This is a genomic window from Agromyces sp. GQ35 (assembly GCF_059758475.1).
On record NZ_JCAXEO010000001.1, the window covers coordinates 1,785,371 to 1,810,037 of the forward strand.

At 70.2% G+C, this 24,667-nt stretch carries 23 protein-coding genes; 10 read left to right on the forward strand and 13 right to left on the reverse strand.

The features are described 5' to 3' along the window. Positions 1-3 precede the first annotated feature (3 nt). Positions 4-1,137, reverse strand: a complete 1,134-nt coding sequence (locus AC6CH0_RS08250; RefSeq protein ID WP_498099585.1) for a serine hydrolase domain-containing protein — start codon at positions 1,135-1,137, stop codon at positions 4-6. A 95-nt stretch (positions 1,138-1,232) separates the two neighbouring features. On the opposite strand from AC6CH0_RS08250, the gene AC6CH0_RS08255 reads away from it, so the two are divergent. From AC6CH0_RS08255 to AC6CH0_RS08275, 5 genes are all read left to right on the forward strand, one after another. Then, the gene (locus AC6CH0_RS08255; RefSeq protein ID WP_498099587.1) at positions 1,233-1,796 is read left to right on the forward strand and encodes a PadR family transcriptional regulator; all 564 of its coding nucleotides are present in this window, start codon (positions 1,233-1,235) and stop codon (positions 1,794-1,796) included. 97 nt (positions 1,797-1,893) lie between these two features. Beyond that, the gene (locus AC6CH0_RS08260; protein ID WP_498099589.1) at positions 1,894-2,391 is read left to right on the forward strand and encodes a bifunctional nuclease family protein; all 498 of its coding nucleotides are present in this window, start codon (positions 1,894-1,896) and stop codon (positions 2,389-2,391) included. A gap of 60 nt (positions 2,392-2,451) precedes the next feature. Next, positions 2,452-3,252 (forward strand): alpha/beta fold hydrolase, encoded by an 801-nt coding sequence (locus AC6CH0_RS08265; RefSeq protein WP_498099591.1) that lies wholly within the window; start codon positions 2,452-2,454, stop codon positions 3,250-3,252. Between the two features lie 41 nt (positions 3,253-3,293). Then, positions 3,294-4,673, forward strand: coding sequence for an FAD-binding oxidoreductase (locus AC6CH0_RS08270; RefSeq protein WP_498099593.1), 1,380 nt, complete (start codon positions 3,294-3,296; stop codon positions 4,671-4,673). Beyond that, positions 4,670-6,034, forward strand: a complete 1,365-nt coding sequence (locus tag AC6CH0_RS08275) for a class I SAM-dependent methyltransferase (RefSeq protein WP_498099595.1) — start codon at positions 4,670-4,672, stop codon at positions 6,032-6,034. The genes AC6CH0_RS08270 and AC6CH0_RS08275 overlap by 4 nt, the downstream gene beginning before the upstream one ends. 45 nt (positions 6,035-6,079) lie before the next feature. On the opposite strand, the gene AC6CH0_RS08280 is transcribed toward AC6CH0_RS08275, so the two are convergent. From AC6CH0_RS08280 to AC6CH0_RS08295, 4 genes are all read right to left on the reverse strand, one after another. Next, positions 6,080-7,261, reverse strand: coding sequence for a beta-sandwich domain-containing protein (locus AC6CH0_RS08280; protein WP_498099597.1), 1,182 nt, complete (start codon positions 7,259-7,261; stop codon positions 6,080-6,082). Positions 7,262-7,286: 25 nt separating this feature from the next. Further along, positions 7,287-8,750 (reverse strand): Gfo/Idh/MocA family protein, encoded by a 1,464-nt coding sequence (locus AC6CH0_RS08285; protein WP_498099599.1) that lies wholly within the window; start codon positions 8,748-8,750, stop codon positions 7,287-7,289. Positions 8,751-9,037: 287 nt separating this feature from the next. Continuing rightward, entirely contained in the window at positions 9,038-9,496 is a 459-nt protein-coding gene (gene sufU / locus AC6CH0_RS08290; protein ID WP_498099601.1) for a Fe-S cluster assembly sulfur transfer protein SufU, read from the reverse strand. After that, entirely contained in the window at positions 9,493-10,803 is a 1,311-nt protein-coding gene (locus AC6CH0_RS08295; protein WP_498099603.1) for a SufS family cysteine desulfurase, read from the reverse strand. The genes sufU and AC6CH0_RS08295 overlap by 4 nt, the downstream gene beginning before the upstream one ends. Before the next feature lie 134 nt (positions 10,804-10,937). Between AC6CH0_RS08295 and AC6CH0_RS08300 the strand changes: the two genes are divergently transcribed. Continuing rightward, the gene (locus AC6CH0_RS08300; RefSeq protein WP_498099605.1) at positions 10,938-11,456 is read left to right on the forward strand and encodes a MarR family winged helix-turn-helix transcriptional regulator; all 519 of its coding nucleotides are present in this window, start codon (positions 10,938-10,940) and stop codon (positions 11,454-11,456) included. An 11-nt stretch (positions 11,457-11,467) separates the two neighbouring features. Here the strand turns inward: AC6CH0_RS08300 and AC6CH0_RS08305 are convergent, their stop codons facing one another. Continuing rightward, positions 11,468-11,941 (reverse strand): MerR family transcriptional regulator, encoded by a 474-nt coding sequence (locus AC6CH0_RS08305; protein WP_498099607.1) that lies wholly within the window; start codon positions 11,939-11,941, stop codon positions 11,468-11,470. A 19-nt stretch (positions 11,942-11,960) separates the two neighbouring features. After that, a complete protein-coding gene (locus AC6CH0_RS08310; RefSeq protein WP_498099609.1) occupies positions 11,961-12,863 on the reverse strand; it encodes an SDR family NAD(P)-dependent oxidoreductase in 903 nt (300 codons plus the stop codon). A gap of 105 nt (positions 12,864-12,968) precedes the next feature. On the opposite strand from AC6CH0_RS08310, the gene AC6CH0_RS08315 reads away from it, so the two are divergent. Further along, the gene (locus tag AC6CH0_RS08315; RefSeq protein ID WP_498099611.1) at positions 12,969-14,042 is read left to right on the forward strand and encodes a CPBP family intramembrane glutamic endopeptidase; all 1,074 of its coding nucleotides are present in this window, start codon (positions 12,969-12,971) and stop codon (positions 14,040-14,042) included. Here AC6CH0_RS08315 and AC6CH0_RS08320 read toward each other — a convergent pair. After that, positions 14,021-14,317: a Dabb family protein gene (locus tag AC6CH0_RS08320; RefSeq protein ID WP_498099613.1), complete on the reverse strand. Its 297-nt coding sequence runs from the start codon at positions 14,315-14,317 to the stop codon at positions 14,021-14,023. The two genes, AC6CH0_RS08315 and AC6CH0_RS08320, sit on opposite strands and share 22 nt — an antisense overlap. A 69-nt stretch (positions 14,318-14,386) precedes the next feature. Between AC6CH0_RS08320 and AC6CH0_RS08325 the strand changes: the two genes are divergently transcribed. Then, positions 14,387-14,875 carry a GNAT family N-acetyltransferase gene (locus AC6CH0_RS08325; protein ID WP_498099615.1) on the forward strand — a complete coding sequence of 163 codons (489 nt, stop codon included), beginning with the start codon at positions 14,387-14,389 and terminating at the stop codon, positions 14,873-14,875. Positions 14,876-14,887: 12 nt separating this feature from the next. Here the strand turns inward: AC6CH0_RS08325 and AC6CH0_RS08330 are convergent, their stop codons facing one another. Both AC6CH0_RS08330 and AC6CH0_RS08335 read right to left on the reverse strand, forming a co-directional pair. Next, entirely contained in the window at positions 14,888-15,337 is a 450-nt protein-coding gene (locus AC6CH0_RS08330; RefSeq protein WP_498099617.1) for an SRPBCC family protein, read from the reverse strand. 158 nt (positions 15,338-15,495) lie between these two features. After that, positions 15,496-16,596 (reverse strand): DNA glycosylase AlkZ-like family protein, encoded by a 1,101-nt coding sequence (locus AC6CH0_RS08335; protein WP_498099619.1) that lies wholly within the window; start codon positions 16,594-16,596, stop codon positions 15,496-15,498. Positions 16,597-16,724: 128 nt separating this feature from the next. On the opposite strand from AC6CH0_RS08335, the gene AC6CH0_RS08340 reads away from it, so the two are divergent. Beyond that, positions 16,725-17,054 (forward strand): nuclear transport factor 2 family protein, encoded by a 330-nt coding sequence (locus tag AC6CH0_RS08340; RefSeq protein ID WP_498099621.1) that lies wholly within the window; start codon positions 16,725-16,727, stop codon positions 17,052-17,054. A 57-nt stretch (positions 17,055-17,111) separates the two neighbouring features. On the opposite strand, the gene AC6CH0_RS08345 is transcribed toward AC6CH0_RS08340, so the two are convergent. From AC6CH0_RS08345 to AC6CH0_RS08355, 3 genes are all read right to left on the reverse strand, one after another. Beyond that, on the reverse strand, positions 17,112-17,786 hold the full coding sequence (locus AC6CH0_RS08345) for a phosphatase PAP2 family protein (RefSeq protein ID WP_498099623.1): 675 nt from the start codon (positions 17,784-17,786) through the stop codon (positions 17,112-17,114). 84 nt (positions 17,787-17,870) lie between these two features. Further along, positions 17,871-20,837 (reverse strand): aminotransferase, encoded by a 2,967-nt coding sequence (locus tag AC6CH0_RS08350; protein WP_498099625.1) that lies wholly within the window; start codon positions 20,835-20,837, stop codon positions 17,871-17,873. A 74-nt stretch (positions 20,838-20,911) separates the two neighbouring features. Beyond that, positions 20,912-22,747: an MOSC domain-containing protein gene (locus tag AC6CH0_RS08355; protein ID WP_498099627.1), complete on the reverse strand. Its 1,836-nt coding sequence runs from the start codon at positions 22,745-22,747 to the stop codon at positions 20,912-20,914. 295 nt (positions 22,748-23,042) lie between these two features. Here AC6CH0_RS08355 and AC6CH0_RS08360 point away from each other — a divergent pair, with 295 nt between their 5' ends. After that, positions 23,043-24,665, forward strand: coding sequence for an ABC transporter substrate-binding protein (locus tag AC6CH0_RS08360; RefSeq protein WP_498099629.1), 1,623 nt, complete (start codon positions 23,043-23,045; stop codon positions 24,663-24,665). Positions 24,666-24,667 lie beyond the last annotated feature (2 nt).

The following is a 24,667-nucleotide window of genomic DNA, read 5'->3' on the forward strand; positions in this document are numbered from 1 at the left end:
CGATCACGATCGCCACGCCCTCACGCACCCTGCCATGACGCGGAAGGGGAGTGCATTCGCCCGGGTCTGATCGACGGTGCCCGTCAGATGCAGGTCGAGCTCGGGGCAGTGGAAGAGCCAGGTTCCGGTCGATCCGGAGTGACCGACCAGCGTGACCGGGCCACGCCCGCCCGTCGCGAGTCGGCCGACCGTGAAGAACATCGTGCCGAGGCCGTAGCGGAGCACCGGAATGTTGCGCAGCCGGTTGGATCGCTCGGTGAGCAGGCCGACGGTGCGGGCATCGCTGAAGAGCTCGCCGCCGAGCAGGGCCCGCTGGAAGGCGAGCAGGTCGGCAGTCGTGCTGTACAGGTCGTTGCTCGCCTCGATGAGCAACGGCAGCTCCACCGGTTGCTGCTTCACCGCGAGGGTCGAGGGCGCCGCGGTCGCCGAGTCGCGCGGCGGATGGCCCGGGAGCCACGTGTGCTCCAGCCCCAGCGGGGCCAGGATCCGCCCGGCCAGCAGCTCGGCGAACGAGCTGCCGGTCACGACCTCGAGAATGCGGATGAGCAACTGGAATCCGGTGTCGGAGTAGCGGGCCGCCTGCCGGGCGGCGCTGAGGTCCTGGGGTGCGAAATGCGGATGCTGCTGCTCGCGCGTCGCTCGGATCGTGTCGTCGAACGACCAGGTGCGATCGTCGCCGGCGACGAGCGCCCGATACAGGCTCGTGCCGTCGCTGCGCTTCTCGAAGTGGTCGGGAAGCCCGGAGGTATGGCTCGCGAGATGGTGCACGGTGATCTCACCCGAACGCTCGAGGCCCCGGTGCACGTGCAGGCCCGTCGTCACCTCGGGCGGCAGGTAGGTGCTGATCGGGGCGGCCAGCTGGAGCTCGCCGCGTTCGTGCGCCTGCAGCACGAGCGTGATGATGAAGCGCTTCGTGATGCTCGCGATGAAGAACGGCGTCTCGGGTCGCAACCGGTCGACGCCGGGGCCGCAGGCGGCAGACCATCGGCGCCGGCCCGTGCCGTCGGCGACGGCGAGATTGGCGTGACGGATGCCGCGCTGTGCCACGAGACGTTGCAGCAGGGTCGTCATGCGCGCGTCGAGGTCGGGGTCGACGCGATTGTCGGCGGCGGTGATCATTTCCAGTGGTGGTCTCACGTGGGTCCTCGTTCTCGCTCCGAATGAGATGCAACATGCCTCATAGACATGTCTATAAGACATATCTATGAGGGTCAAGCGCGTAGACTCGGGCGATGGCCCACGTGATCCTCGGTCTGCTCCTCATCGCGCCGAAGAGCTTCTACGACCTCATCAAGGGGTTCGAGTCGGGAGTCGCGCTCTTCTACAGCGCGAGCTCCGGCTCCATCCGTCGCGCACTCGACACGCTGCTCGAGCGTGGCCACGTCGAGGTCGGCAGCATCGAGGCCGGCGGGCGGGGCCGCAAGGAGTATCGCGTGACGGAGGCCGGCCGGCGCGAGTTCCACAGCTGGATGACGGGGGATCTGCCCACCGGCGACTTCGAAACCGCAGCGCTGTCGCGGCTCTACTTTCTCGGGCTCGTCGAGCAGGCCGAACGCGCACCGGTGCTCGCCGGCATCGTCGGGCGCATCGAAACCGACCTCGCCGCCCTCGCCGCCCTCGACTCGCAACTCGAATCGGTCGAGTTTCCAGCGGAGCACCGCGACATCGCCAGGCACCAGCTCGCCACTCTCGACTACGGCATCGCGTCGGCCCGCTTCGCCCTCGACTGGTTTCGAGCGCACCTCTCCGCCCAGGAAGCCGCAGCTGGTGCCGATCCGCGCGAACCCGGTGCGTGACTGCAGCTCCCCACCGCGGCGCGCTCCGGTAGCCTCGCCGCTGCTCGCCGGGCGACGTACGATGGCAGCGTCAACGCCCGATCCGACGGGAGGCGCCATGGTGCAGGTTCGCGTGCTCGGCATCGCGCTCGACGCTGCAGGGCAGCACATCGTGCTGCTCAAGCCGCTGCTGGAGGAGCGCGGCGTGGGGCGGGTGCTGCCGATCTCGATCGGCGAGCAGGAGGCGACCTCCATCCTCATCGCGATCTCGGGCGAGCGGCCGCCCCGGCCGTTGTCGCACGACCTGATGAAGGTGCTGCTCGACACCGTGGGTGCCACGGTCGAGCGCGTCGAGGTGACCCGCATCGAGGCGGGCACGTTCTACGCGGAACTCTCACTGCAGTCGGTGAGAGGGCCCTACACCGTCGACGCACGGCCCTCGGATGGGATCGCGCTGGCGTTGCGCGCCGAGGCGCCGATCTTCGTCGATGACGAGGTGCTCGACGATGCCGGGATTCCGGCCGAGCTGGCCGAACGGCCCGATGACGACGAGGTGCGCCTCGACGAGTTCAAGGAGTTCCTCGACAAGGTGGAGCCCGAGGACTTCCAGGGGTGACCTGCCGCCCCGCCGCTCGCCGCGAACGGAGGGGCAGGCGCGACCGACAGAATGGCAGGCATGATCGACGCGATTCGCCCCCTCACCGAGATGCCCGCGCCGCAGTTCGTGATGTCGGCCGACGGCATCCGGCTCGCGACCTACCAATGGGGAGCCGATGATGCCCCGACGGTGCTGTGCGTGCACGGCTTCGCGTCGAGCTGTCGCGACAACTGGGTGGCGACGGGGTGGGTGCGCGACCTCACGAGTGCGGGATTCCGCGTGCTCGGCGTCGATCAGCGCGGGCACGGTGCGAGCGACAAGCCGTACGAGGCATCCGCGTACGGCATGGACGCGCTCGTGGCCGACATCGCGACCGTGCTCGACACCTACCTGCTCGACACCGTGCTCTACGCCGGGTACTCCCTCGGGGCTCGCGTCGGCTGGCAGGTCGCGGTGCAACTGCCGGACCACGTCGATCGGGCGGTGCTCGGCGGCATTCCCGACGGGCGTCCGCTCGCGCGCCTGCAGATCGAGCAGGCGCGCGCGTATGCCGACGACGGCATACCGGTCGAAGACCAGGTGACGCGAAACTACGTCACGCTGGCCGAGCGGGTCCCCGGCAACGACCTCCGTGCGCTCGTGGCGCTCGCGGAGGGCATGCGCCTCGGCGATGCCGACCCCGATGTGAATCACCCGCCGACCCAGTCGATCCTGTTCGCGACCGGCAGCGAGGACGCGATCCTCGAGCGGTCGCGACTGTTGGCCGATGCCACGCCGAACGGCACCTTCGTCGAGTTGCCCGGCCGACACCACTTCAACGCACCGGGTTCGCGGGTCTTCCGGCAGGCCGCCGTCGAGTACTTCGGGGAGGTTCGCTGAAGCCGGGTGCGGTCGCGCATCCGGCGGACTAGCGTGGAAGGGTGTCCGCTCCCGCGACCGATGCACGGGCCACTCACGCCGACGGCGTCGAGCGCCTGCTCGCGAGCTACCGGGCGGTTCCGCAGGCGGCATCGGTTCGCCTCGCCAAGCGCACGTCCAACCTGTTCCGGTCGCGGGCGTCGACGGATGCCCCCGGCCTCGACACCTCGGGACTGACGCACGTCATCGCGGTCGACCCCGACGCGCGCACGGCCGACGTGGCCGGCATGTGCACCTACGAAGACCTCGTTGCGGCGACGCTGCCGCACGGGCTCGCGCCGCTCGTGGTGCCGCAACTGAAGACCATCACCCTCGGCGGTGCGGTGACGGGACTCGGCATCGAGTCGACGTCGTTCCGCAACGGCCTGCCGCACGAGTCGGTGCTCGAGATCGACGTCCTCGCCGGTGCCGGCGAGATCATCACGGCATCACCGGTCGAGCACGCCGAGCTGTTCCGCGCCTTCCCCAACTCGTACGGCTCCCTCGGCTACGCGGTGCGCCTGCGCATCGAGCTCGAGCCGGTCGAGCCGTTCGTCGCGCTCACGCACCTGCGGTTCCACGCGCTCGACGATCTCGTCGACGCGATGGGCGACGTCATCGAGACCGGTCGCCTCGACGGGGCATCCGTCGACTTCCTCGACGGTGTGGTGTTCAGCGCCGAAGAGAGCTACCTCTGCGTCGGCACGCGGACCGCGGCACCCGGCCCCGTCAGCGACTACACCCGCCAGCAGACCTTCTACCGCTCCATCCAGCACGACAACGGTGCGAAGCACGACCGGCTCACCATTCACGACTACCTGTGGCGCTGGGACACCGACTGGTTCTGGTGCTCCCAGGCGTTCGGCGCGCAGCATCCGCTGATTCGCCGATTCTGGCCGCGGCGGTACCGGCGCAGCCGCTCCTATTCGACGCTCATGCGCCTCGAACGGCGGTTCGACCTCGGCGATCGCCTCGAGAAGCTCAAGGGCCGTCCGCCGCGCGAACGCGTGATCCAAGACGTCGAGGTGCCGATCGGGCGAACCGTCGGGTTCTTGGAGTGGTTCCTCGCGAACGTGCCGATCGAGCCGATCTGGCTGTGCCCGCTCCGACTTCGCGGGGCCAGCGGCTGGCCGCTCTACCCGATCCGACCGCAGCAGACGTACGTCAACGTCGGCTTCTGGTCGACGGTTCCAGTGGGCGATGTCGAAGGCGCGACGAACCGCTCGATCGAACGCGCCGTCAGCGAGTTCGACGGACACAAGTCGCTGTACTCCGACTCGTACTACTCGCGCGAGGAGTTCGATGAGCTCTACGGCGGCGAGACCTACCGGGCCGTGAAGCAGCGGTACGACCCCGACTCACGACTCCTCGACCTCTATGCGAAGGCGGTGCAACGGCGATGACCACGACCAAAGGCCAAGCGACAGCGGGGCAGGCTGAAGCCGCGGCGACGACGGATGCCGCGGCAGCACCGGACTCGTCGACGAAGCTCACCCTCGCCGAGATCCTCGAGATCGTCGTCGCCGGGCGGCTCCCGCTGAAGTTCACCGCTTACGACGGGAGCTCGGCGGGGCCGCCCGATGCACCGTTCGGACTGGACCTGAAGACACCGCGAGGAACGACGTATCTCGCCACCGGCCGCGGCGATCTCGGCTTGGCGCGCGCCTACATCGCGGGCGACCTCGACATATCCGGGGTGCACCCCGGCGATCCCTACGAGTTGCTCAAGGCACTCGCCGACAGCCTGGTCTTCAAGCTGCCGCCGCCGCGGGTGATGGCCCAGATCGTCCGTTCGATCGGCGTCGAACACCTGCGGCCGATCGCACCGCCGCCGCAGGAGGCGCCGGCTCGCTGGCGACGCGTCACCGCCGGCCTGCGACACAGCAAGCACCGTGACGCCGAGGCGATCCACCACCACTACGACGTGTCGAACACCTTCTACGAGTGGGTGCTCGGGCCGTCGATGACCTACACCTGTGCGTGCTACCCGGGCGCCGACGCATCCCTCGACGAGGCGCAGGAGAACAAGTACCGGCTCGTGTTCGAGAAGCTGCGGCTGAAGCCGGGCGACCGGCTGCTCGACGTCGGCTGCGGGTGGGGCGGCATGGTGCGCTACGCCGCGCGCCGCGGGGTCGACGCCATCGGTGTCACGTTGTCGGAGGAGCAGACGTCGTGGGCGCAACGCGCCATCGCGGAAGAGGGACTGGGTGAGCTGGCCGAGGTCCGCTTCGGCGACTACCGCGACATCGCCGAGAGCGGCTTCGACGCGGTGTCGTCGATCGGGCTGCTCGAGCACATCGGCGTGCGCAACTACGCGTCGTACTTCGGATTTCTGCAGTCGAGGTTGCGGCCCGGGGGACTGCTGCTCAATCACTGCATCACCCGGCCCGACAATCGCTCCGAACCGTCGGCCAGGGGGTTCATCGACCGCTACGTGTTCCCCGATGGCGAGCTCACCGGCTCGGGCCGCATCATCACCGAGGCGCAGGATGTCGGCTTCGAAGTGCTGCACGAGGAGAACCTGCGCCAGCACTACGCGCTCACCCTGCGCGACTGGTGCGCCAACCTGGTCGCCCACTGGGACGAGGCCGTCGCCGAGGTCGGGTTGCCGACCGCGAAGGTGTGGGGCCTGTACATGGCGGGGTCGCGCCTCGCCTTCGAGAGCGGCGGCATCCAATTGCACCAAGTGCTGGCCGTCAGGCCCGACGACCGCGGCGGCGGCGCTGGTGGGGAGCTGCCGCTGCGGCCGTGGTGGACGCCCTGACCTGCCGGCGCGCCCGGCCGGTGAGCACCGGCCGGGCGCGAAGGCTCACGGAGCGACTGCCATCGAGAAGACGTGCATCGCCGGGTTGGACGGCAACACGATGAAGTCGACGGTCTTGCCCGGCGTCAGCGGCACCGAATGGGCGAACATGCGGTACTGGTAGGCGGCGTCACCGTACCCGCTCGGCCGGTTCCGACCGGTCGTCGAGACCACGAGTTCGGCACCGTGCGCGTCGGCCGCTTGGAACGACCAGTTCGGGAAGCCGATCGTTCCCGCGCTCGTCGTGCCATCGGTGTAGAAGACGGTCACCGCGCCGGTCGCGCCCAGGTTGGAGCCGGATCCGAGGAACACGAGACGCTGTCCCTGCGCACCGATCCGGAGGGCCTGCCCCGAAGCCGTGACGTTGTCGGCGGTTCCCGGCTGCGCCGTGGGCATCTGCAGGGTGGCGCCGAGCGCCTCGAGCTCTGCGCCCGGTCCGGCGCCAACGGCCGCGAGCTGCTCCGCCGAGAACGAGTTTCCGTCGCCGTCGAAGTTGCCGGGCGTCGGGTTCGACTCGGACGTGATGCCGGTGCTGTTGAAGAGGTCGGCGAGGGCACCGGTCGGCGGCGCCGTCGGGATAGAACGCGTTGCCGTCGCAGTGCCGGCACCGTCGCCGCCCTTGTAGGTGGCGGTCGCGGTGAAGACACGCAGCGCGAAACCGGGGCGCTTCTCGGGGATGCGCACCTGGAAGCTCGCCGTCTGGTTGCCACCGGGCTTGATCGAGTCCAGCTTCTGCGACGCCGGCACCACCTGCCAACCGACCGGGCCGGCGAATGAGACGGCGACCGAGGACATCTTCGAGTCCGAATCGTTCGACACCGTGACCGCGATGTCGGCGATCGCAGGTCCGTCGAGGCTGATGTCGGGGATCGCAACCGCGATCTCAGGAGCCGGCTCAGCCGATTCGGATGCCTCGGGTGCGACGGTCTCCGACGGGTTCGCGGACTCGGTCGCCGGCCCCTCCGATGCGGGCACTTCGATCGTCGGCGCCGTGGTGGCTGGCGCTTCGGGACCGGGAGCGTCGGTCTCGGGCGCCGCCGTCTCTGGCGCTTCGGAGGAGACGGGCGGCTGGGTTGCGGCCGGCGGCTCCTCGGCGAATGCACCGGACACGGTCGAGGTCGACCAGGTGGATGCCGTGAGCACGAACACGCCGGCGATCGCGGCCCGGCGAAGGAACTTCATGGACATGGGTTTCCCTTTCTCAGCTGGTCGATCAGACGACGGCGGGCATGACGGATCGCACCGAGTCGAGCCCGAGGCGGAGCTTCTTCCACTCGCCGCGGGTGAAGTCCGGTACTTCGACGGGTTTGCCGCCCTTCTCGAGCGAGTGCACGCTGAGCGGCACCGGTGCGCACCACGCGGCGGAGTCGTAGACGTCGATGTCGGGCACGAGCCCTGAGCGCATCTGCTGCACGATGCGCCACTGCAGGATGTAGTCCATGCCGCCGTGGCCGCCGCCGGCGGCGGGACCCTCGAGGTCCTTCCAGAGCCAGTGGTCGAACTCGGTGCGCATCGCGCTCGCCCCGCGCCAGGTGTCGCCGCCGTGGTAGGGCTCGGCGTAGATGCGAGCGCCCGTCGAGTCGGCGCCGACGTAGTCCTCGAAGATGCCCCGGCTGCCCTCGAGCGTGTTGATGCGGCTGTAGGGGCGCGCCTGGCTCACGTTGTGCTCTGCGCGGATCGTGCGGCCGTTCGCCGTCGTGATCATGCAGGTCACGAGGTCGCCGTTGATGTACTCCTCCTTCCACGACCGGTGGTCGCGCGGCACGAAGCGCTCGCGGTAGTCGGCGAGGCCGCGAGGCGCCGTCGCCGTCGCGGTCAACGTCTCGAGGCGGTCGCCCCGGTTGATGTCCATGGCGGCGGCGATAGGAGCGAGCCCGTGCATGGGATAGAAGCTCGCGGTGCTCCGCGTGTGCCAGAGCCGGCGCCAGTCGTCGGTGTAGTAGCCGTCGTTGAACAGCAGGGCGCGCAAGTCGTGCAGGTAGCCGCCGTGACCGCTCGTCACGTCGCCGAAGACTCCCTCGTGCGCCATCTTGAGCATGGCGAGTTCGTTGCGGCCGTACGAGCAGTTCTCGGCGAGGAACAGGTGCTTGCGTGTGCGTTCCGAAGTGTCGACGAGGTCCCAGAGCTCGTCGAGCTCCGTTGCGATCGGCAGCTCGATCGCCGCGTGGGCTCCCGCGAGCAGGGCGGCCTTGCCGTGCGCGTGGTGGAACTCCCATGGCGTCGCGACGTACACCAGATCGAGCTCTTCGGTGTCGAGCATCTTCTGGAAGGACTCGTCGCTGCCGCCGTACTCGCGTGGCCTCGGCTTTCCTTTGCCGGCGACCCGGTCGGCCGCAGTCTTCGCGCGGTCGGCTCTGATATCGCAGACCGCAGTGACGGCGGTGCCGGGCACGTCTACCCAGCCGTTGAGCATGCCCATGCCTCGATTGCCGAGACCGATGAGCCCGATCTTGACGACGTCGACGGCCCGGAACGGCTCGTTCGCCATCGAGTGCGCGCCATCCTTCCGGGCGGGAGCCGGCGCCGCGTTGCCGACCGACGGGACCACAGCGGTGACGGCGACGCCGGCGAGGATCCCGCCGAGGAGATTTCGTCGACTGAAGCCGAATGCCGCTGACCCCCGGTCGATCGGGATCGAGGTCTCGGCAGGGTGAGGGGTGGTGAAGAATCGCGTCATTGCACTCTCCAAGGGTCGAGGAATGGTCAGTACCCACACCTTGGAGGAGTTGATTGATTCCTGTCAAGAGTTGATCGAATATTGCCCGAATCGATCAGAAGTAATCATACTGATTGCGCGTGAGGCGGTGCATCCCGAGGTATCCCTGCAGGGGCATGTTCTGCAACACTGCACAGAATGCGCGGCTCACCGGTGCTATTTCCCACCAGGACCACAGGCGCTCGCGAAATGACCCGCTGAGCGGAGCGTGTTCGTATGCCCGTGGCCGTCGACGACCACCGTTCCCCTCAGGAGCGTCGAGGAGCGGCGCTTGCCGCGGAGACGCACGCCTCGAGCGCGACCCACGAGAGCATCGCGCACTTCACGCGCATCACGTACTTCGAGACGCCGTGGAAGGCGATGGCGTCGCCGAGGAGTTCCTCGTCGACTTCGCCGGCGCCCTGCGAGCGCATCATCGAGCGGAACCCGTCGATCAGCTGTCGCACGCGTTCGACATCGGCGCCGGTCGCGAGCTCGGTCAGGGCTGACGCCGAGGCCATCGAGATGCTGCAGCCGTCGCCGACCCAGCCGATCTGTTCGACCACGGTTCCGGATGCGTCGAGCCTGATGCCCATCGTGATCTCATCGCCGCACGTGGGGTTGAGTTCGTGGTGCGTCGCGTGCGGGTCGGCGAGCTCGCCGTCGCCGATGCGGCGGCGCGAGTGGTCGAGGATGAGCTCTTGGTACAGCCCCGAGAGGTCGCTCATGCGCCGACCCCGAAGAAGCCGCGCACTTCGGCGAGGGCCGCCGCGAAGCGTCGGATCTCGTCGGCCGTCGTGTACACGTAGGCGCTCGCACGCGTAGTGGCGCGAAGGCCGAGTCGTCGGTGCAGCGGCTGCGCGCAATGGTGGCCGACCCGCACGGCGATGCCCTGCGAATCCAGGAACTGGCCGACGTCGTGCGCGTGCACGCCGGCGACGTCGACGCTCGCGAGGGCCGCTCGATCGATGCCAGCAGCCGGGCCGAGCAGGCGGACGCCGGGAATGCCCGCGACCTCGTCGACGAGCAGCTCGGCCAGGGCGTTCTCGTGCTCGTGCACGCGCTGCATGTCGAGCGCGTCGAGGTAGCGCACTGCCTCGGCGAGGCCGACGGCCTGCGACACCGGCTGGGTGCCGGCCTCGAACCGTTGCGGCGCCGGCAGGAACGACGCCGACTCCATGGTCACCGTCGTGATCGTCGATCCGCCGGTGCGGGCGGGCGGCAGGGCGTCGAGCAGCGCCGCACGCCCGTAGAGCACGCCGATGCCGGTCGGCCCGAGCATCTTGTGCGCCGAGAACGCGGCGAAGTCGACGCCGAGGGCGCCGAGATCGGTGGGCCGGTGCGGCACCGACTGGCAGGCGTCGAGCAGCACGAGCGCGCCGTGCCGGTGCGCGAGTTCGACGATCTCGGCGACGGGCGCGACGTGGCCGGTCACGTTGGAGGCGTGCGCGAACGCGACGAGACGCGTTCGGGCGCCGATGACGGATGCCGCGTCGTCGATGCCCCACGTGCCGTCGTCGTGCACGGGGATCCAGCGCAGCGTGGCTCCGGTCTTCGCGGCGAGCCGCTGCCAGGGAATGAGATTGGCGTGGTGCTCCGCCTCGGTGACGACGATCTCGTCGCCCGGGCCCAGCGCGAACAGATCGGCATCGGGGCCGCCGAGGCCGGCTGCGGCATCCGCCATGCCGAGCGCGACGATGTTGATCGCATCGGTCGCGTTCTCGGCCCACACGATCTCGCGCGGGTCGGCACCGACGAACCCGGCGACGGTCGCGCGGGCATCTTCGAAGGCGGTCGTCGAGGTGCCGACGAGCGTGCTCGCACCGCGGTGCACCGCGGCGTTCGAGCGTTCGAGGTAGTCGCGTTCGGCGTCGAGCACGGCGCGCGGCCGCTGGGCGGTCGCGCCGGAGTCGAGGTAGGCGAGCGGATGCCCGTTGAGTTCCTGTGCGAGGTACGGGAAGTCCTGCCGGAGCCCGGCCGGCAGCAGACCGTCGATGGTCGTCGTTCGGTCGAGGGTCACTGTTCCTCCCAGCATGCCGGCACGGGCGGATCCACGTGGCGGCGTGCTTCCAGTCTGACGCAGTTTTCGGCGGTCATCGCCGATCGCGGCGGTATCGGCCCTCCGGTTCCGAGTATGCGTGCGGGAGCCGGTCGGGATACCGTGACGGTATGGCCCGGATCGTGAGTGAGCGCGACGATCGCGACGATCGCGACGACGAGGTCGACCTGCTCATCGATGCATGGTCGCGTCGGCTGCCGGGCGTCGACCTGACGCCGCTCGACGTGATGTCACGGCTGCGTCGTGTGGCGAACCGGCTCGGCCGCCTGCGGGCGAGTGCGTTCAGCGGCGCGGGCCTCGCAGCATGGGAATTCGACGTGCTCGCTGCGCTGCGTCGTGCCGAGCCGCCGCACGAGTTCAGTCCGGCGCAGCTGATCGAGGCCACCATGATCGGCAGTGCCGCGATGACGAACCGGCTCGACAACCTGACCCGTCGCGGGCTCGTCGAACGACGCCCGAACCCGCGTGACGGGCGCAGTGTGCTCGTGCGCCTCACGCCCGACGGCACGACCCGCGTCGACCAGGCCATGCGGCTGCTCGCCGAGCGCGAGGCCGAGGAACTGCGTGGCCTCAGCCGCGAGGAGCAGGCGACGCTCGCGGCGCTGCTGCGTCGGCTCGCACAGGAGTAGCACTGTCGGCGTCAGCCGTCGGGGTGCCCGCCGTAGACGCGGAGCTTGTACTCGGTCGTCTCGAGCGCGAGCCGGAGCTCCCGAATCCGGCGGGCGATGCGGTCTCGCTGTTCGAGCATGATGGCTCGGCGTTCGGCCACGGTGCCCTCGCCCTGCTCGACGAGCGCGATGTACCGCTTCAGGTCGTGCATGGTCATGCCCGACAACCGCATGCGGGTGAGGAAGACGAGGCGCCGCAGATCGAATGCGGAGTACAGGCGATGGCCGGCGGAGTTTCGCGCGGGCCGCACGAGGTGCTCCTGCTCGTAGTAGCGCAGGGTGTGCGTCGTCAGGCCGACGAGCCGTGCCGCCTCGGAGACGCTCCTGAGCGTGGCCGAGGCGTCGATCGTGGTGTCATCGAGCAGCTCGAGCAACGCGTCGATCGCCGCGGCCGTGGGCTCGTCGCCGGTTGCGAGAAGGCGCTCGATCAGCGCATCGGTGGCCATGGACGCCATGCTACGTCGCTCAGAACGCGCGCACGGCGGGAGCCATGCCGGGAAAGTCCGCCGACTCGCTGACGTGCGCCCATGCCGCGACGTCGTCGAGTGCGTGCTGGTACACGCGAGTGAGATTGCGCACCGCCTCGGCGCCGAGCGGGAGCCGGAGCGGCGCATCGGGGTGGTCGAGGGTCGCGCGAATGATCGCAGCGGCTCGCTCGGGGTCTCCCTCCTGTACGCCGTCGGCTTCGGCCATGTTCGCGCGAACGGCGTCGACCGCCCCGTCGTAGCTCGCGTTCCGCTCCGCGGCGATGAGCACGTCAGCGGCGTTGAACGCGGTGCGGAACCGGCTGGGCTCCACGATCAGCACGCGGATGCCGAACGGCGCGACCTCACCGGCGAGCGCTTCCGACCAGCCTTCGAGCGCGAACTTCCCTGCCGAGTAGCTGCCGACTGCCGGGAACGACATGCGTCCGCCCTGGCTGCTCATCTGCACGATCGCACCGGATCCCTGTTCGCGCAGGTACGGCAGCGCGGCGCGGACGTAGGCCGCGGGTCCGAACAGGTGCTGGTCGAGCATGTCGCGCAGCGCGGCATCCGTGACCTCTTCGGCGGTGCCGACCTGCCCGGCGCCGGCATTGTTGACGAGCACGTCCAGACTGCCGAACGCGCGTACTGCACGGTGTACGACTGCGGCCGCTCCGGCCGTGTCGCGCACATCGTGCTCGATCGCGAGCAACCGGTCGCCGTACTTCGCCGTGAGTGCGTCGAACCGCCCGGCCCGCCGAGCCGTGCCGACCACGCGTTCTCCCGCCGAGAGCGCGGCCTCGGCGAGAGCGAGGCCGAGGCCCGAACTCGCACCGGTGATGACCCAGGTCCTGCCGGTGCTGGTGCTGGTGCTGGTGCTGGTGCTGGTGCTGTCTGTCGTCATGGTCTCGACGGTAGGGATTCGAGCGCGCTCGAAGGCAAGCGCTCCTTCGGAATCTCCGCCGCACGACTGATTCCCGACGCCGAGCGGGTGGCTAGCGTGGATCCGGTGAGCGATGAGCAACGAGTGAGCGACGAGCCGGCTCAAGAGACCGGGACGGCGCGCAATGCATTCGCCGAACGTCGCCCCGTGCCGTGGGCGGCGATCGCCGTCTTCGCGGTGGTCTCGGGCGGACTCGCGTGGCTCGTCGCCACGCCGCTCTGGGTGCGGGGCCTGGGCATGACGGATCCGCTGCTTCCGGTGTTCGCGGTGCTCATGATGCTGACGCCCGCGATCGCGACCATCGCCGCGCTCGTCGTCGAACGCCGGCAGAACGCTGCTCGCGGTGAGCGCGGTGCCCGTGGCATCCTGCGCGAGCTCGGCATGTGGCCGCTCAGGCCCGCCGGGCGCACAGTGGGTCTGACCGTCGCGGCGATCTTCGTACTGCCGCTGCTCGTCGCCTTCGGGCTGCTCATCGTCGGCGTGCTCGGACTGGCCGAATTCGACCTCGTCGGATTCTCGGGCTTCGCCGCGCAGCTCCAGGCTGACCTGACCGTCGGCGACGTCACGCCCCCGGTCGGTCTGCCGCCCATCGGCCTGCTCGTGGTGCTGCAGCTCGTGATGATCCCCATCGGCGCGATCATCAACGCGCCGTTCGCCTTCGGTGAAGAGGTCGGCTGGCGCGGCTGGCTGCTGCCCGCGCTGCGGCCCCTCGGCGACTGGCCGGCCATGCTCATCTCCGGCGCGTTCTGGGGGTTCTGGCACTCGCCGCTGATTCTGCTCGGCTACAACTTCGGCCTCACCGATGTGACCGGCGTGCTGCTGATGATCTTCGCGTGCACGCTGCTCGGCGTGCTCCTCGGGTGGACCCGCCTGCGCACCGGTTCGGTGTGGCCGGCGGTCTTCGGGCACGGCGCGTTCAACGCCTCCGCCGGGCTCGGCGGCGTGCTCGTCGCGGCCGGTTCGCCAGTGCCGCCGGTATGGGTCGCCGGACCGCTCGGCCTCATCATGTGCGCGGTGTTCGCCGCCGTCATCGCCGTGCTCGCTGCCGCAGGTCAGTTCCGGCGCGCGCGCCTCGCTGCACGGCTCGGCACGGCCGCGGCGCCTGCGCGCGTGCCGGCTCAGCCGACGAGCGGCGTGTAGTCGATCTCGAGGAACTCATCGACCTCGTGCGCCCAGCGATCGCGCACGAACGCGACGTGAGCGGGGTGCGTGTTGTACGCGTCATAGGCCGCCTGGTCGGCGAACTCCATCGAGAAGCCGAACGCGAAGGCGTTCTTCGGGCTCACCTGCCGGAGCTGCTCGAATCGTTCGACGCCCGGGATGCCGGCGAGCTCTTCGGCGGCATTGAGGAACGCGAGCTCCTCTGCGGACGCGGCGGCATGACGAAGTCGGAAGGCGACGGTGTGTCGGATCATGTGTTCACTGTAGGGGCGACGGTGCCTGACGAACGCAGGGCACGAGCGCCGGCGTGAGAGGTTGGAGGCATGACCCTTGTCACGCTCGCCACCCCGGGCGGCACCTTCACGCTGCGCCGAGCGCGGCGCGATGACCTGCCCGCGCTCATCGCGCTCATCGCAGCCGACGCCCTCCGCATGAACGACGACAGCGCGAGTGCCGACGATCTTCCGCACTACGAAGCCGCCTTCGCAGCGATCGACCGTGACCCTGCGCACACCCTCGTGGTCGCCGAGTCCGCGACGGGCGACGTCGTCGGCACGATGCAACTCACGCTGATTCCGGGGCTGGCACGGCTGGGCGCTGCACGCCTGCAGATCGAGGCGGTGCGGGTCGCCGAGTCGACACGGGGCGGTGGCCTCGGCGCAGCGATGATGCAGTGGGCGATCGACGAAGCGCGAGCGCGCGGGGCGGCACTCGTGCAACTCACCTCGGACGCCCGGCGTGACGATGCCCACCGCTTCTACGAGCGGCTCGGGTTCACGGCTTCGCACGTGGGCTTCAAGTTGTTCCTCTGATCTCGGCTTCCGTCAGCCGTCGCGGTTCTGCTCGCGCCCCTCGGCCAAGAAGGCCAGGCGGTGCAGGGTCTCCCGATTCCGCATCGACAGCAGCGGATCCGTCAGGAACTTCGGTATCACGGCCGCGGGCCCGGCAACCGGTGCCTCCTGCATGCGCACGAGACATCCGTCGCCGCGCGCCCGCACCTCGATCGTCACGAGGGCCTCGCCGATCGGCCAACCCCGCGCGCGCATGACCGCGCGGCGTGGCGGCGCCCACTCGACGCTCACCGTCTCGTCATCGATCAGCATCGGCCACACGCCGACGGAATGCTGCAGCGCGCTGCCCTCGGCCGGCCACGCGCGATCGACGTCGCGCATCCTCGACGCACCCACGACCCAGGCCGGGTACAGCCAGCCGTTGGAGAGCACCTCGAAGACGGACTGCGGCGAACACGCCATTCGACGGACGTTTCCCGACATGTTCGTCCTCCCGATCAGGGCGACACGGCGGACGAACATGTCCAGCCGTCATCCGTCGAGTATCGATGGATCCGCTGCCCGCCGACAGGGCTTGACGACGCCGTGGCCGAAGGTGTCGAGGTTCGCCATCCATCGGGCTGTGCGCTGGGAGGCGCCGCTCACGGCCGAGCTGTCGGTTCGACCCCCAGCCATTTCGCGAGCTCGCGCAGCTCTGCATCGACGGCGTCGCGGATGTCGCGGGTCAACGGGACATCTTCGTGGATCGCGTTCACGGCGAGCACGCCGGCCTTGCGGTCCACCTTGGCGTCGAGCTTGCCCACGAGTCGATCACCGTGCAGGATCGGCAGCGCGAAGTAGCCCCAACGACGCTTGGCGGCCGGCTTGTACATCTCGAGCACGTACTCGAAGTCGAAGAGCTGTCGGGCGCGAACCCGGTCGTAGGTGAGCCGGTCGAACGGGGAGAGCAGCGCGGTGCGACCGGTGAACGGCTGCCCGAGCGCGGCGGGGTCGACTCGCCAGACTCCCGGCACGCCGTCGACGACCGCGGGCTCGCCCGCCTGCCCGACGTCGACGGGCTCGAGCGGCATGGTCGTGCTCTTCTCCCGGGCGATACCGAGTGCGGTGAGGCGGCGGTCGTTGCGAAGCCGGAGCGCTTCATCGGCGGGGATGACCGGCGCGCCGAGCAGCTCGGCAGGGTAGACGCGCTCGGCGAGGGTCCACAGCCGCTCGCGTCCGCGCCGGGCGGCGATCGCGACCTCGCCGCGCATCATGAGGAGTTCGAGCATCCGGCCGACGTTGCGATCGTGGGTCCAGCCGGTCGACACCCACCGCACGACGCTCGTATCGGGAACGTCGCGCGAGAGCAACGGCACCGGCGAGTCGCCGAGCCGGCTCAGGATGTCGCGGCGGAAGCCGCCGTTCTGCTCGAGCCACTCGCGCGACCTCGACCACGTCGGCCAGGTCTCCATGTCGGCCCGCAGGAGCGGGAGGTCCTCGATCGGGCGGATGAGTGCGTCGACCTCGAAGAGGCTGCGGTCCTGCTCGAGGGCGTGCACGAGATCGGCCGGCCGGTACGCCGAGCCGAGTCGGCTCCACGCCACGAGGTCGGCGTTCGGTGCGATCGCCGCGGTGGGGTCGATCTGCAACAGCGTGAGTCCGCGCACCATCTCGAGCAGGTCGCGCGGCCGTGCGGCATCGAGCAGTTGCGCCCGCACCGCGATGCGGCGCGCTTGGGTGCGGTCGAGGCGGTGCGGCTCCATACGGTCACGGTACCCGCGACCTCCGACGACGGTCGCCGACGCGTGGGCGCTGAGACGGTGGCCGCGAGCAGGCCGACGCGATACGGTTCCCTCGTCGATGCGAAGCGCGTCGACGGGGAGGAGTGATCATGACCGAGCAGCGACTGCCGGCGGCGATCCAGGCGTTCGTCGATACGACGAATCGCGCAGACTCGACGGGGTTCGTGGCGGCGTTCGCGCCGGACGCGTATCTGAAGGACATGTCCCGCGAGTTCCACGGACGTGACGGCGTCGCGAGTTGGAACGAGACCGACAACATCGGCCGGCAGGAGCGGTTCGAGGTGCAGAGCGTCAGGGCGGGCGACGCCCCCGACGAGTACATCGTCGCCGTCACCGTCTCGGGCAACGGCTACAACGGCCCGGCGGACTTCGCCTTCCAGCTGTCGGGCGGCCTGATCTCGCGGTTCGTCATCTCCTGAGCGTCGATCGCTCGCACGTACGCCACGCCACGCCACGCCACGCCGCGAGGCGAGACCTCAACGGCCGGCGGCATCACGCTCCGGGGAGCGCTGAGCTCGCAGTCCACGGCCTCGCTGCGCCCACGTCGACGCCCGCAGCGCAGGGCGCCGCAACGCCGCGTTCGCGGCGAACGCCACCACCATGCCGAGCAGGGCTCCGGCGGCGACGTCGTGCGGGTAGTGCACCCCCTCGGCCACCCGTGCGCACGCGACGACGACCGCGAGCACTGCGGCCACCCAGACCACCCAGCCGCGGCCGGTAGCGACGACGATCGCGGCGAAGAGCGCGAACGCGACGGTCGAGTGGTTCGAGGGGAACGACCAGTCGCCCGCGGGCGGGCACTCCGCCACCGCGACGACGCCACGGCACGGGCGATCCTGTGCGACCACCAGCTTCAGGCCCTCGCTCGCGAGATAGGCGAGCGGTGCCCCGACCGCCGCGGCGCTGCCCGCGGCGAAGCGGGCGACATCCGTGCGCCATGCGCGCAGGATCGCGATCGCGAGCAGCGCAGCGAGCGCCAGGAGCCCGGCCGGCGCCGGCAGGTCGATGCCCGGCAGGGGTGAGGTCATCGGCGCGATCGCCTCGAAGAGGACGACGCTCAGGCTGCCGGGAAACGGGAGGAACAGCACGAGTGCGGCGAGCCCACCGACGACGAGTACGGGGGCGGTGAACCAGGGCGCCAGAGGTTTCATCCGCTCGACGCTACCGACGGCGTGACCGCCGTTCGTCAGCCTCCGGATGCAATCGAGATCAGCCTGCAGGCTGATCTCGCCGACTCACCAGCCCGTCGTGAGCACCCGGTCGAGCGCGTCGACGAAGGCGTCCGCGCTTTCGCGGGTCAGGCACATCGGCGGCTTGATCTTCAGGACGCACTGCCGATCGCTCGTCGGCTGCACGATCACGCCGAGTTCGCGCAGGCGCTCGCAGATGGCCGTCGTCTCCTCGGTCGCGGGCTCGAGGGACTCGCGGTCGCGCACGAGCTCGAGGCCGAGGTAGAGCCCCGAGCCGTGCACGGCACCGATGAGCGGATGCCGCGTGCCGAGCTCCGACATCCGCTCGCTGAAGTACGCGCCGACGTCGCGGGCATTCTGCTGCAGCCGCTCGTCGCGAATGACATCGAGCACCGTGAGACCGACGACCGACGACACCGGGCTGCCGCCGGCGGAGGAGAAGAAGTACCCCTGAGAGCGGAATCGCTCCGCGATCTCGCGCGTCGTGATGACGGCGCCGAGCGGATGCCCGTTGCCGACCGCCTTCGCGACGGCAACGATGTCGGGCACCACGTCCTGCTGCTCGAAGCCCCAGAGCCACTCGCCGAGTCGCCCGTAGCCGACCTGCACCTCGTCGGCGACGGCGAGCCCGCCGTGCGCCCGCACCGCGGTGTAGACCGCTTGCAGGTAGCCGTCGGGCAGCGCGATGCCGCCCGCGTTGCCGTAGTACGTCTCGGCGATGAACGCGCCGACCGGGGTGCCGACGGCAGCGAGCCGATCGACCTCGGCGACGGCGTCGTCGGCGTACCGGGTGGATGCCGCGCCGCGATAGCGCCCGCGGTAGGAGTTCGGCGCGTCGACGGAGTGCACCCAGTCGGGGCGGGTCTCGAGGGCGCCCGGGTTGTCGGCGATCGAGGTCGACACCGCATCGGCGAGATCCGTCCAGCCGTGGTACGCCTCCCGCACGGTCAGGATGTCACGGCGATCGGTGGCCGCGCGGGCGATGCGCAGGGCGAGGTCGACCGCCTCGGAGCCGCTGTTCACGAGGAAGACCGCGTCGAGCCCGTCGGGAAGCAGCTCGCCGAGACGCTCGGAGAATTCCACGAGGGCGGGTGAGTTGAAACGGGAGTTCGTGTTGAGCAGCTTCCACTGCTCGGTCACCGCGTCGACGAGGCGCGGGTGCGCGTGCCCGATCGAGGTGACGTTGTTCACGGCGTCGAGGAAGACCCGGCCATCGGCGTCGATCAGGTACTCGCGCCAGCCGCGCATCATGATCGGCGGCTCGTCGTAGTAGTACTCCTGTGCGTCGGCGAACGCGTGGCGGCGACGCGCGATGAGCGCAGCGGCCTCGGTGCTCGGCGCCCCGCTCGGCACCGATGCGGTGTCGTCGGGCTTCGCGCCCGTGAGCAGCGGTGTCGGGTCGGCAACCACGGCGCGCCACGAGCGAGCGAGCGACGGGGTCGTGAGCGCCGGGACATCCGTGCCGTCGCGTTGCACGCGCACGCTCAGGCTCGAGTCGACACGGCCGATCACCTGGCCGGGCACGACCGCTGACTGCGACTCGACGAGGGCGTCGGTGCCGTCGAGGCTCAGCACGAGGCCGTCGCCGCGCAGCACGAGGCCGTCGATGGTCACCTCGACCACGCCCGCCCAGGGTGCGACGAGTTCGGCGGATGCCGCGAGCGTCACGTCGATGCCGAGACTCACGTTCTCGGGCTCCGACGCCGAGAGCGGGCTCGAGCGGGTGAGACGTCGTTCGCCGAATCGGGTCGTGGCGGCGCCTGCGCCGGCGGCGAGTGCCTCGGCGGCGAGCGCCCCCTCGATCTCGGGATCGAGCCATCGCCCCTCGTGCAGCCCCGGGCTCGTCGCGGAGTAGTCGAGGGCGGTGACCTCGCCGGTCGTGAGCCGAGGAATCAGGGGCAGGTACGCGGGCAGGCGCAACTCGTCGGGTTGCTCGCCGATGGTCGTGAGCACGAGAGCCGTGGCCACCGGCAACGGCACCGAGGTGGCGGCGTCGAAGATGGCGAGCTCGTGCTGCAGGTTCTCGATCGCGTACTCGTTGTCGGGATCGGTCGCGATGACGTGGTGCCCGCTGGCCACGAGGATCGCGCCGCGCAGCACCACGAGCGGCCAGAGCGACTCGGCCTCCACCCTCTGCATCGGGCGCACCTCGTGGTAGGCGGCGAGGCACCGAAGGCTCGCCGGCAGGTCGACGCCGTCGTGATGCAGCAGTGACGACAGGGTGATCGCGACCTCGCCGACGGCCCAGCTGCGATTGAGGTCGCCGAAGTCGATCACGCCATCGGGAATGCGCGTCACCGGGTCGCTCCAGACGACGTTGTCGTCGGTCAGGTCGCCGTGGATCACCTGTACAGGCAACGCGCCGCCGTTGCGTTCGACGACCGACCACGCGGCATCCGCTGCGCTGCGAAGCCTGCGGCGAAGGGCGGGGTCGCCCACATAGGGCAGCAGCGCGTCGAGCACGGCGGGGGCGCGGCGCAGGTCCCACTGGTGCGGTCGCTCGACGTCAGATGCCTCGAGGCCGTCGAGTGCGGCGTCGACCTCGGCAGCGAGCCGGCCGATTGCGCGCACGGCCGTGGGTGAGAGGTAGCCGCCGCCCGAGAGCGGCGCGCCCTCGAGGAAGTCGAGGAGACGTGCGTTCAGGCGCTGCCCGTCGAATTCGAAGCTGCGCACGCTCGTTGCCGGCTCTGGCCCCGCCCCTACTCCTGCTCCCTCGGGGTCGCGGCGGCTGCGCGGAACTCGAACGTGCGGCGCGAGCTCGGCGACCCGGTCGGCGGCGAGCGACTGCGCCTCGAGCTCGGCGGCGGTGGTGCCCGGGTTCGCGATCTTCAGCAGGAGCGGCCGGCCCTCGCCCTCGAGCAGGAAGTTGCGATCCTGATGGCTGCCGAGCGAGCGAGCGGATGCCTCGACGCCGAAGAGTTCTTCCGCGACGGCGGCCGCGTCGTCGGCGCTGAGGTCGGGCGGTGTCGGCTGCACGAGTTCGAGCTCCGAGGGGAAGGGCGATGTCGACATGGCTGAATCCTGACAGTGAATGCGATTGAACGGTGGAGCTCGGCCCGAGCGCGCGTGCCGGCGGCAGACGGCGTTCAGCCCGGCCGGTCGAAGACGAGATCGCTCGTCGGGGCGGTGCAGCAGACCAGTACCGAGCCGGCCGGAGGGGGCACGAGCGGTTCGCTCAGGTACTCGACCGTGCCGCTGCGCAGCACGCGTGCGCAGGTGCCGCACGCGCCGACGCGGCATCCGCTCGGCCAATCGAGGCCGATGCCCTCGACGGCGTCGAGGACCGAGCCCGAGTCGGGCCGCCACTCGAGTTCGTCGTCCCCTGCGGTGATGGTGTGGGGACCGACCGACGACGGGTCGCGCGGAGCGGCCAGCTCGGCCGTGGTCGGGGAGAAGAACACCTCGGTCGAGAGCCGCTGAGGGGCCAGCCCGAGTTCGGCGAATCGCGCGCGGAGCTCGGCGGTGAACTCGGCGGGCCCGCAGACGTACGCCGAGACCGTCTCGAGGTCGAGTTCGGCGAGCACCGCCGCGAACGACTCCGTCGTCGGCCGCCCTGCTCTCGCCCCGGCGGACGCCGCGGCCGTCGGCGTCTCTCGGGTGAGGAAGAGGTGCGCCTCGGCATCGGGGAGCACCGCGCATGCGTCTCGCACCTCGTGCCAGAGGGAGAGGTCTGTGGCGCTGCGCTCGACGTGCATCACCCGGATGCGGCGGGTCGAGCCGTCGAGCGCGCGAAGCATCGCGACGGTCGGCGTGATGCCGGCGCCGGCGCTCACGAGCAGCACCTCGCCCGCGGCATCCGGGTCGATCGTCACCTCGCCGAACGGGCCGGTGATGACCAATTCCGTGTCGGGCGCGAAGTCGTCGTGCAGGGCGGAGGAGACCCGGCCGTCGCGCTTCACGCTGATGCGCAACCGGCCCGGCTCGGTCGCCGAGATCGTGTAGCACCGCCAGCTCGGCGCCGTGGCACCGGGCAGGTGCACGCGCACGTGCTGACCCGGGCGGGCGTTCGGTGCGAAGCCGAGGGGGTCCGAGATCCAGAGGCTCGTGGTGCGAGCCGATTCCTCGCGGCGCTCGAGCACGACGCCGGTGCGCGGCCAGCCATGCTCGCCGTCGATCGGGCCGGCCGGCTCGTCGAGCACCTCGATCGGCGCGCCCGGCATCACGTCGCCCGCCTCGATGACACGGGCGTAGACGCCGCAGAACATGTGGCCGAAGCGGCTCGCGAGCAGCGCCGGCACGTTGAGGTCGGAGACGGCGTCGGCCGGGTTGATGGTCGTGGCGCGACAGCGGTCGGTGGGCTGGAAGACCTCGAGCACGGCGGTGCCGATGCGGATGCGGCGGCCGAGCATCGCCAGCTCTCCCCACGCGGGCAGGCCCCCGACGTAGAGGTTCCCGCGGAAGCGGCGTCGGTCGACCGGCGCACCTGCCGCGTCGGCGAGGGCGTCGAGGGTCGCGAGGTTGATGATCGACAGGTGCGCCTCGGGCCAGTCCCAGAGGCCGGCGCCCGTGTGCACGAGGGCCGGTGCTCCGATCGGACCGGCGGGCAGCACCGCGCCGAGCAGGGTGTCGACCTCATCGGTGCCGGTTCCTGCCGTGGTCGCCGCGCCGTCGCCCGCGCCGAGCTGCACTCGGGCGCTGCGGCCGTCGGGTGCGGTCAACGTCAGCGCGGGCGCGTCGCCCTCCGCCTCGTCGAGGGTCACGCCGAGGCGCACGATCGCCTCGTGCTTGGCGACATGGAAGTACGTCTCGCGCGGGTTCCATCCGGTGGGTGAGCTCGGCGCGACGACGCCGTTCTCGATGGCGTGGCTGCGGTCCCAGCGCAGGCCGCGGCCGGGGTGCAGCGCCACCGGCTCGTCGGCGATGACACCGGCCAGGCCCTTCACGGGATAGCGCACGATGCGGTCGACGTATGCCGCGGTCATGGCCGTCTCCTCGGGTCGGTGTGTGCGTGCGACGGGTACTGCCGGATCGATCCGGCATTGTGGCGATGCTAGCCCGAGCCGGGTGCACGCGTCAACGATTCGCGGATGCCTCGTGCGCGCGCGGTTCCGGTCGGCGACGGCTTCGTCTCGATGCGCCGCGATCTGAAATCCACTCTTGACGATGAGATGAGCTGCGGCTAGGTTTCCTGCAATGCCGGAACGATCCGGCTTGCTGCTCCTCACTGCACCGCCCGCACCGCGGCCCCGCCGCGCCACAGCACACCAGGAGTCACCCATGCGAACCGCCCTTCCGCTGCTCGGCACCTTCGCCGCAGCTGCGCTCGTGCTCACCGGCTGCACCGCGGCCGATCCCACCGACACCGCCACCGAAGAGGTCGCAGAGGGCTTCCTCGCGGTGGCCGACGACTCGATCGAGTCGAGCGGCACCCTGCGCGCCTACCTCGACTACGACACCGTCGAGCCCAACGGGCTCGACCCCCGCTCCGCCGACACCGCCCGGTCATGGACGATCATGGGCCTGTCGTACGAGACGCTCGTGAACATCGACGAGAACTTCGGGTTCACGCCCGGCCTCGCCGAGTCGTGGGAGGAGGTGAGCCCGACCGAGTACGTGTTCCACCTCCGCGACGACGCGGTGTTCTCGAACGGCCGGCCGATGACGGCCGACGATGTGAAGGGCAGCATCGAGCTGCTGCAGGAGAGCCAGTCGGCCTGGTCGCTGCAGCTGGGCCCCGTGGCATCCGTCGAGGTCACCGGCGAGCTCGAGGTCACCGTCACCCTCGCGTCGCCGTACACGGCGCTGCTCGGCGCGCTCGCCAACACCCCCGCGGCGATCCTGCCGGTGCAGGAAGTGCGCGACGGCACCGTCGACCTCACCACCGAGATGGTCGGCACCGGTCCGTTCGTCGCGACCTCGCACGTGCAGGACGAGTCGTGGACCTTCGAGCAGAACCCGAACTACCACGGCATCGACGAACTCGGCATCGACGCCCTCGAACTCGAGATCGTGCCCGACGAGGCCAACCGTCTCGCCGCGATCCGCGACGGCAGCGCGCAGTACGCCTTCTTCAACAACGCCGACGCCCTCGACCTGCTGGCCGGCACGGCAGAGGCCAGGGCCGTGAACCAGCAGAACACCGACTTCTACTACGCGATCCTGAACTCCACCGACCCCGATTCGCCGCTCGCCGACGAGCGCGTTCGATTCGCCGTCAACGCCGCGATCGACCGCACGCAGCTCTCCGAGCTCACGCTCGCCGGCCACGGGCTCGCCACCGGCGTCTCGCCGGTCAGCCTGCCGGGCGCGTGCAACCCCGACGAGCTGCCCTCAGCGCAGCTCAGCGACGAGGAGATCACCGCCCTGCTCGAGGAGGCCGGTGCGGAGCACATCGAGCTCTCGCTGACGACGTGGAACTCCGAGAGCGCCCCCGGCCAGATCGCGCAGGTGATCCAGCAGCAGCTCGAGCCCTTCGGCATCACGGTCGACATCAAGATCGTCGACGACGCCACCTACGGCGCCGAGTTCTACGGCGCCGACGAGACCGCCGGCGCCGACATCGGCATCAGCTGGTACGCAGGCTACGGCGACGCCGCGATGGTCTCCCGCTGGTGGAACACCGATCAGGCCGCATTCACCGCGCGCTTCATGACGGGCACGCCCGAACTCAACGAGCTCGTCGTCGCGGCGAGCGAGGAGCCGGCCGGCGCCGGCCGCGACGAGGTGCTCACGGAGCTCTGCGCCGAGGTCGACCAGACCGCCGAGCAGGTGCCGCTCGTGACCCGACCCGGCGTCATCGCCTACCGCAGCGACCTGCTGAGCCCGACGATCAATTCGAACGAGGGGTACGGCGACATCTTCCGCTACATCACCGACTTCCGGCTGATCGAGGCCGGCTAGGC

Excerpts from the sequence above, each read along its gene's own strand:
- AC6CH0_RS08355 (WP_498099627.1), bottom strand. The coding sequence starts at position 22,747 with ATGACCGCGGCATACGTCGACCGCATCGTGCGCTATCCCGTGAAGGGC.
- AC6CH0_RS08285 (WP_498099599.1), bottom strand. The coding sequence starts at position 8,750 with ATGACGCGATTCTTCACCACCCCTCACCCTGCCGAGACCTCGATCCCG.
- AC6CH0_RS08275 (WP_498099595.1), top strand. The coding sequence starts at position 4,670 with ATGACCACGACCAAAGGCCAAGCGACAGCGGGGCAGGCTGAAGCCGCG.
- AC6CH0_RS08310 (WP_498099609.1), bottom strand. The coding sequence starts at position 12,863 with ATGACGACAGACAGCACCAGCACCAGCACCAGCACCAGCACCAGCACC.
- AC6CH0_RS08360 (WP_498099629.1), top strand. The coding sequence starts at position 23,043 with ATGCGAACCGCCCTTCCGCTGCTCGGCACCTTCGCCGCAGCTGCGCTC.
- AC6CH0_RS08255 (WP_498099587.1), top strand. The coding sequence starts at position 1,233 with ATGGCCCACGTGATCCTCGGTCTGCTCCTCATCGCGCCGAAGAGCTTC.
- AC6CH0_RS08350 (WP_498099625.1), bottom strand. The coding sequence starts at position 20,837 with ATGTCGACATCGCCCTTCCCCTCGGAGCTCGAACTCGTGCAGCCGACA.
- AC6CH0_RS08325 (WP_498099615.1), top strand. The coding sequence starts at position 14,387 with ATGACCCTTGTCACGCTCGCCACCCCGGGCGGCACCTTCACGCTGCGC.
- AC6CH0_RS08265 (WP_498099591.1), top strand. The coding sequence starts at position 2,452 with ATGATCGACGCGATTCGCCCCCTCACCGAGATGCCCGCGCCGCAGTTC.
- sufU (WP_498099601.1), bottom strand. The coding sequence starts at position 9,496 with ATGAGCGACCTCTCGGGGCTGTACCAAGAGCTCATCCTCGACCACTCG.
- AC6CH0_RS08330 (WP_498099617.1), bottom strand. The coding sequence starts at position 15,337 with ATGTCGGGAAACGTCCGTCGAATGGCGTGTTCGCCGCAGTCCGTCTTC.
- AC6CH0_RS08300 (WP_498099605.1), top strand. The coding sequence starts at position 10,938 with ATGGCCCGGATCGTGAGTGAGCGCGACGATCGCGACGATCGCGACGAC.
- AC6CH0_RS08335 (WP_498099619.1), bottom strand. The coding sequence starts at position 16,596 with ATGGAGCCGCACCGCCTCGACCGCACCCAAGCGCGCCGCATCGCGGTG.
- AC6CH0_RS08340 (WP_498099621.1), top strand. The coding sequence starts at position 16,725 with ATGACCGAGCAGCGACTGCCGGCGGCGATCCAGGCGTTCGTCGATACG.
- AC6CH0_RS08305 (WP_498099607.1), bottom strand. The coding sequence starts at position 11,941 with ATGGCCACCGATGCGCTGATCGAGCGCCTTCTCGCAACCGGCGACGAG.
- AC6CH0_RS08260 (WP_498099589.1), top strand. The coding sequence starts at position 1,894 with ATGGTGCAGGTTCGCGTGCTCGGCATCGCGCTCGACGCTGCAGGGCAG.
- AC6CH0_RS08280 (WP_498099597.1), bottom strand. The coding sequence starts at position 7,261 with ATGTCCATGAAGTTCCTTCGCCGGGCCGCGATCGCCGGCGTGTTCGTG.
- AC6CH0_RS08295 (WP_498099603.1), bottom strand. The coding sequence starts at position 10,803 with ATGCTGGGAGGAACAGTGACCCTCGACCGAACGACGACCATCGACGGT.
- AC6CH0_RS08345 (WP_498099623.1), bottom strand. The coding sequence starts at position 17,786 with ATGAAACCTCTGGCGCCCTGGTTCACCGCCCCCGTACTCGTCGTCGGT.
- AC6CH0_RS08320 (WP_498099613.1), bottom strand. The coding sequence starts at position 14,317 with ATGATCCGACACACCGTCGCCTTCCGACTTCGTCATGCCGCCGCGTCC.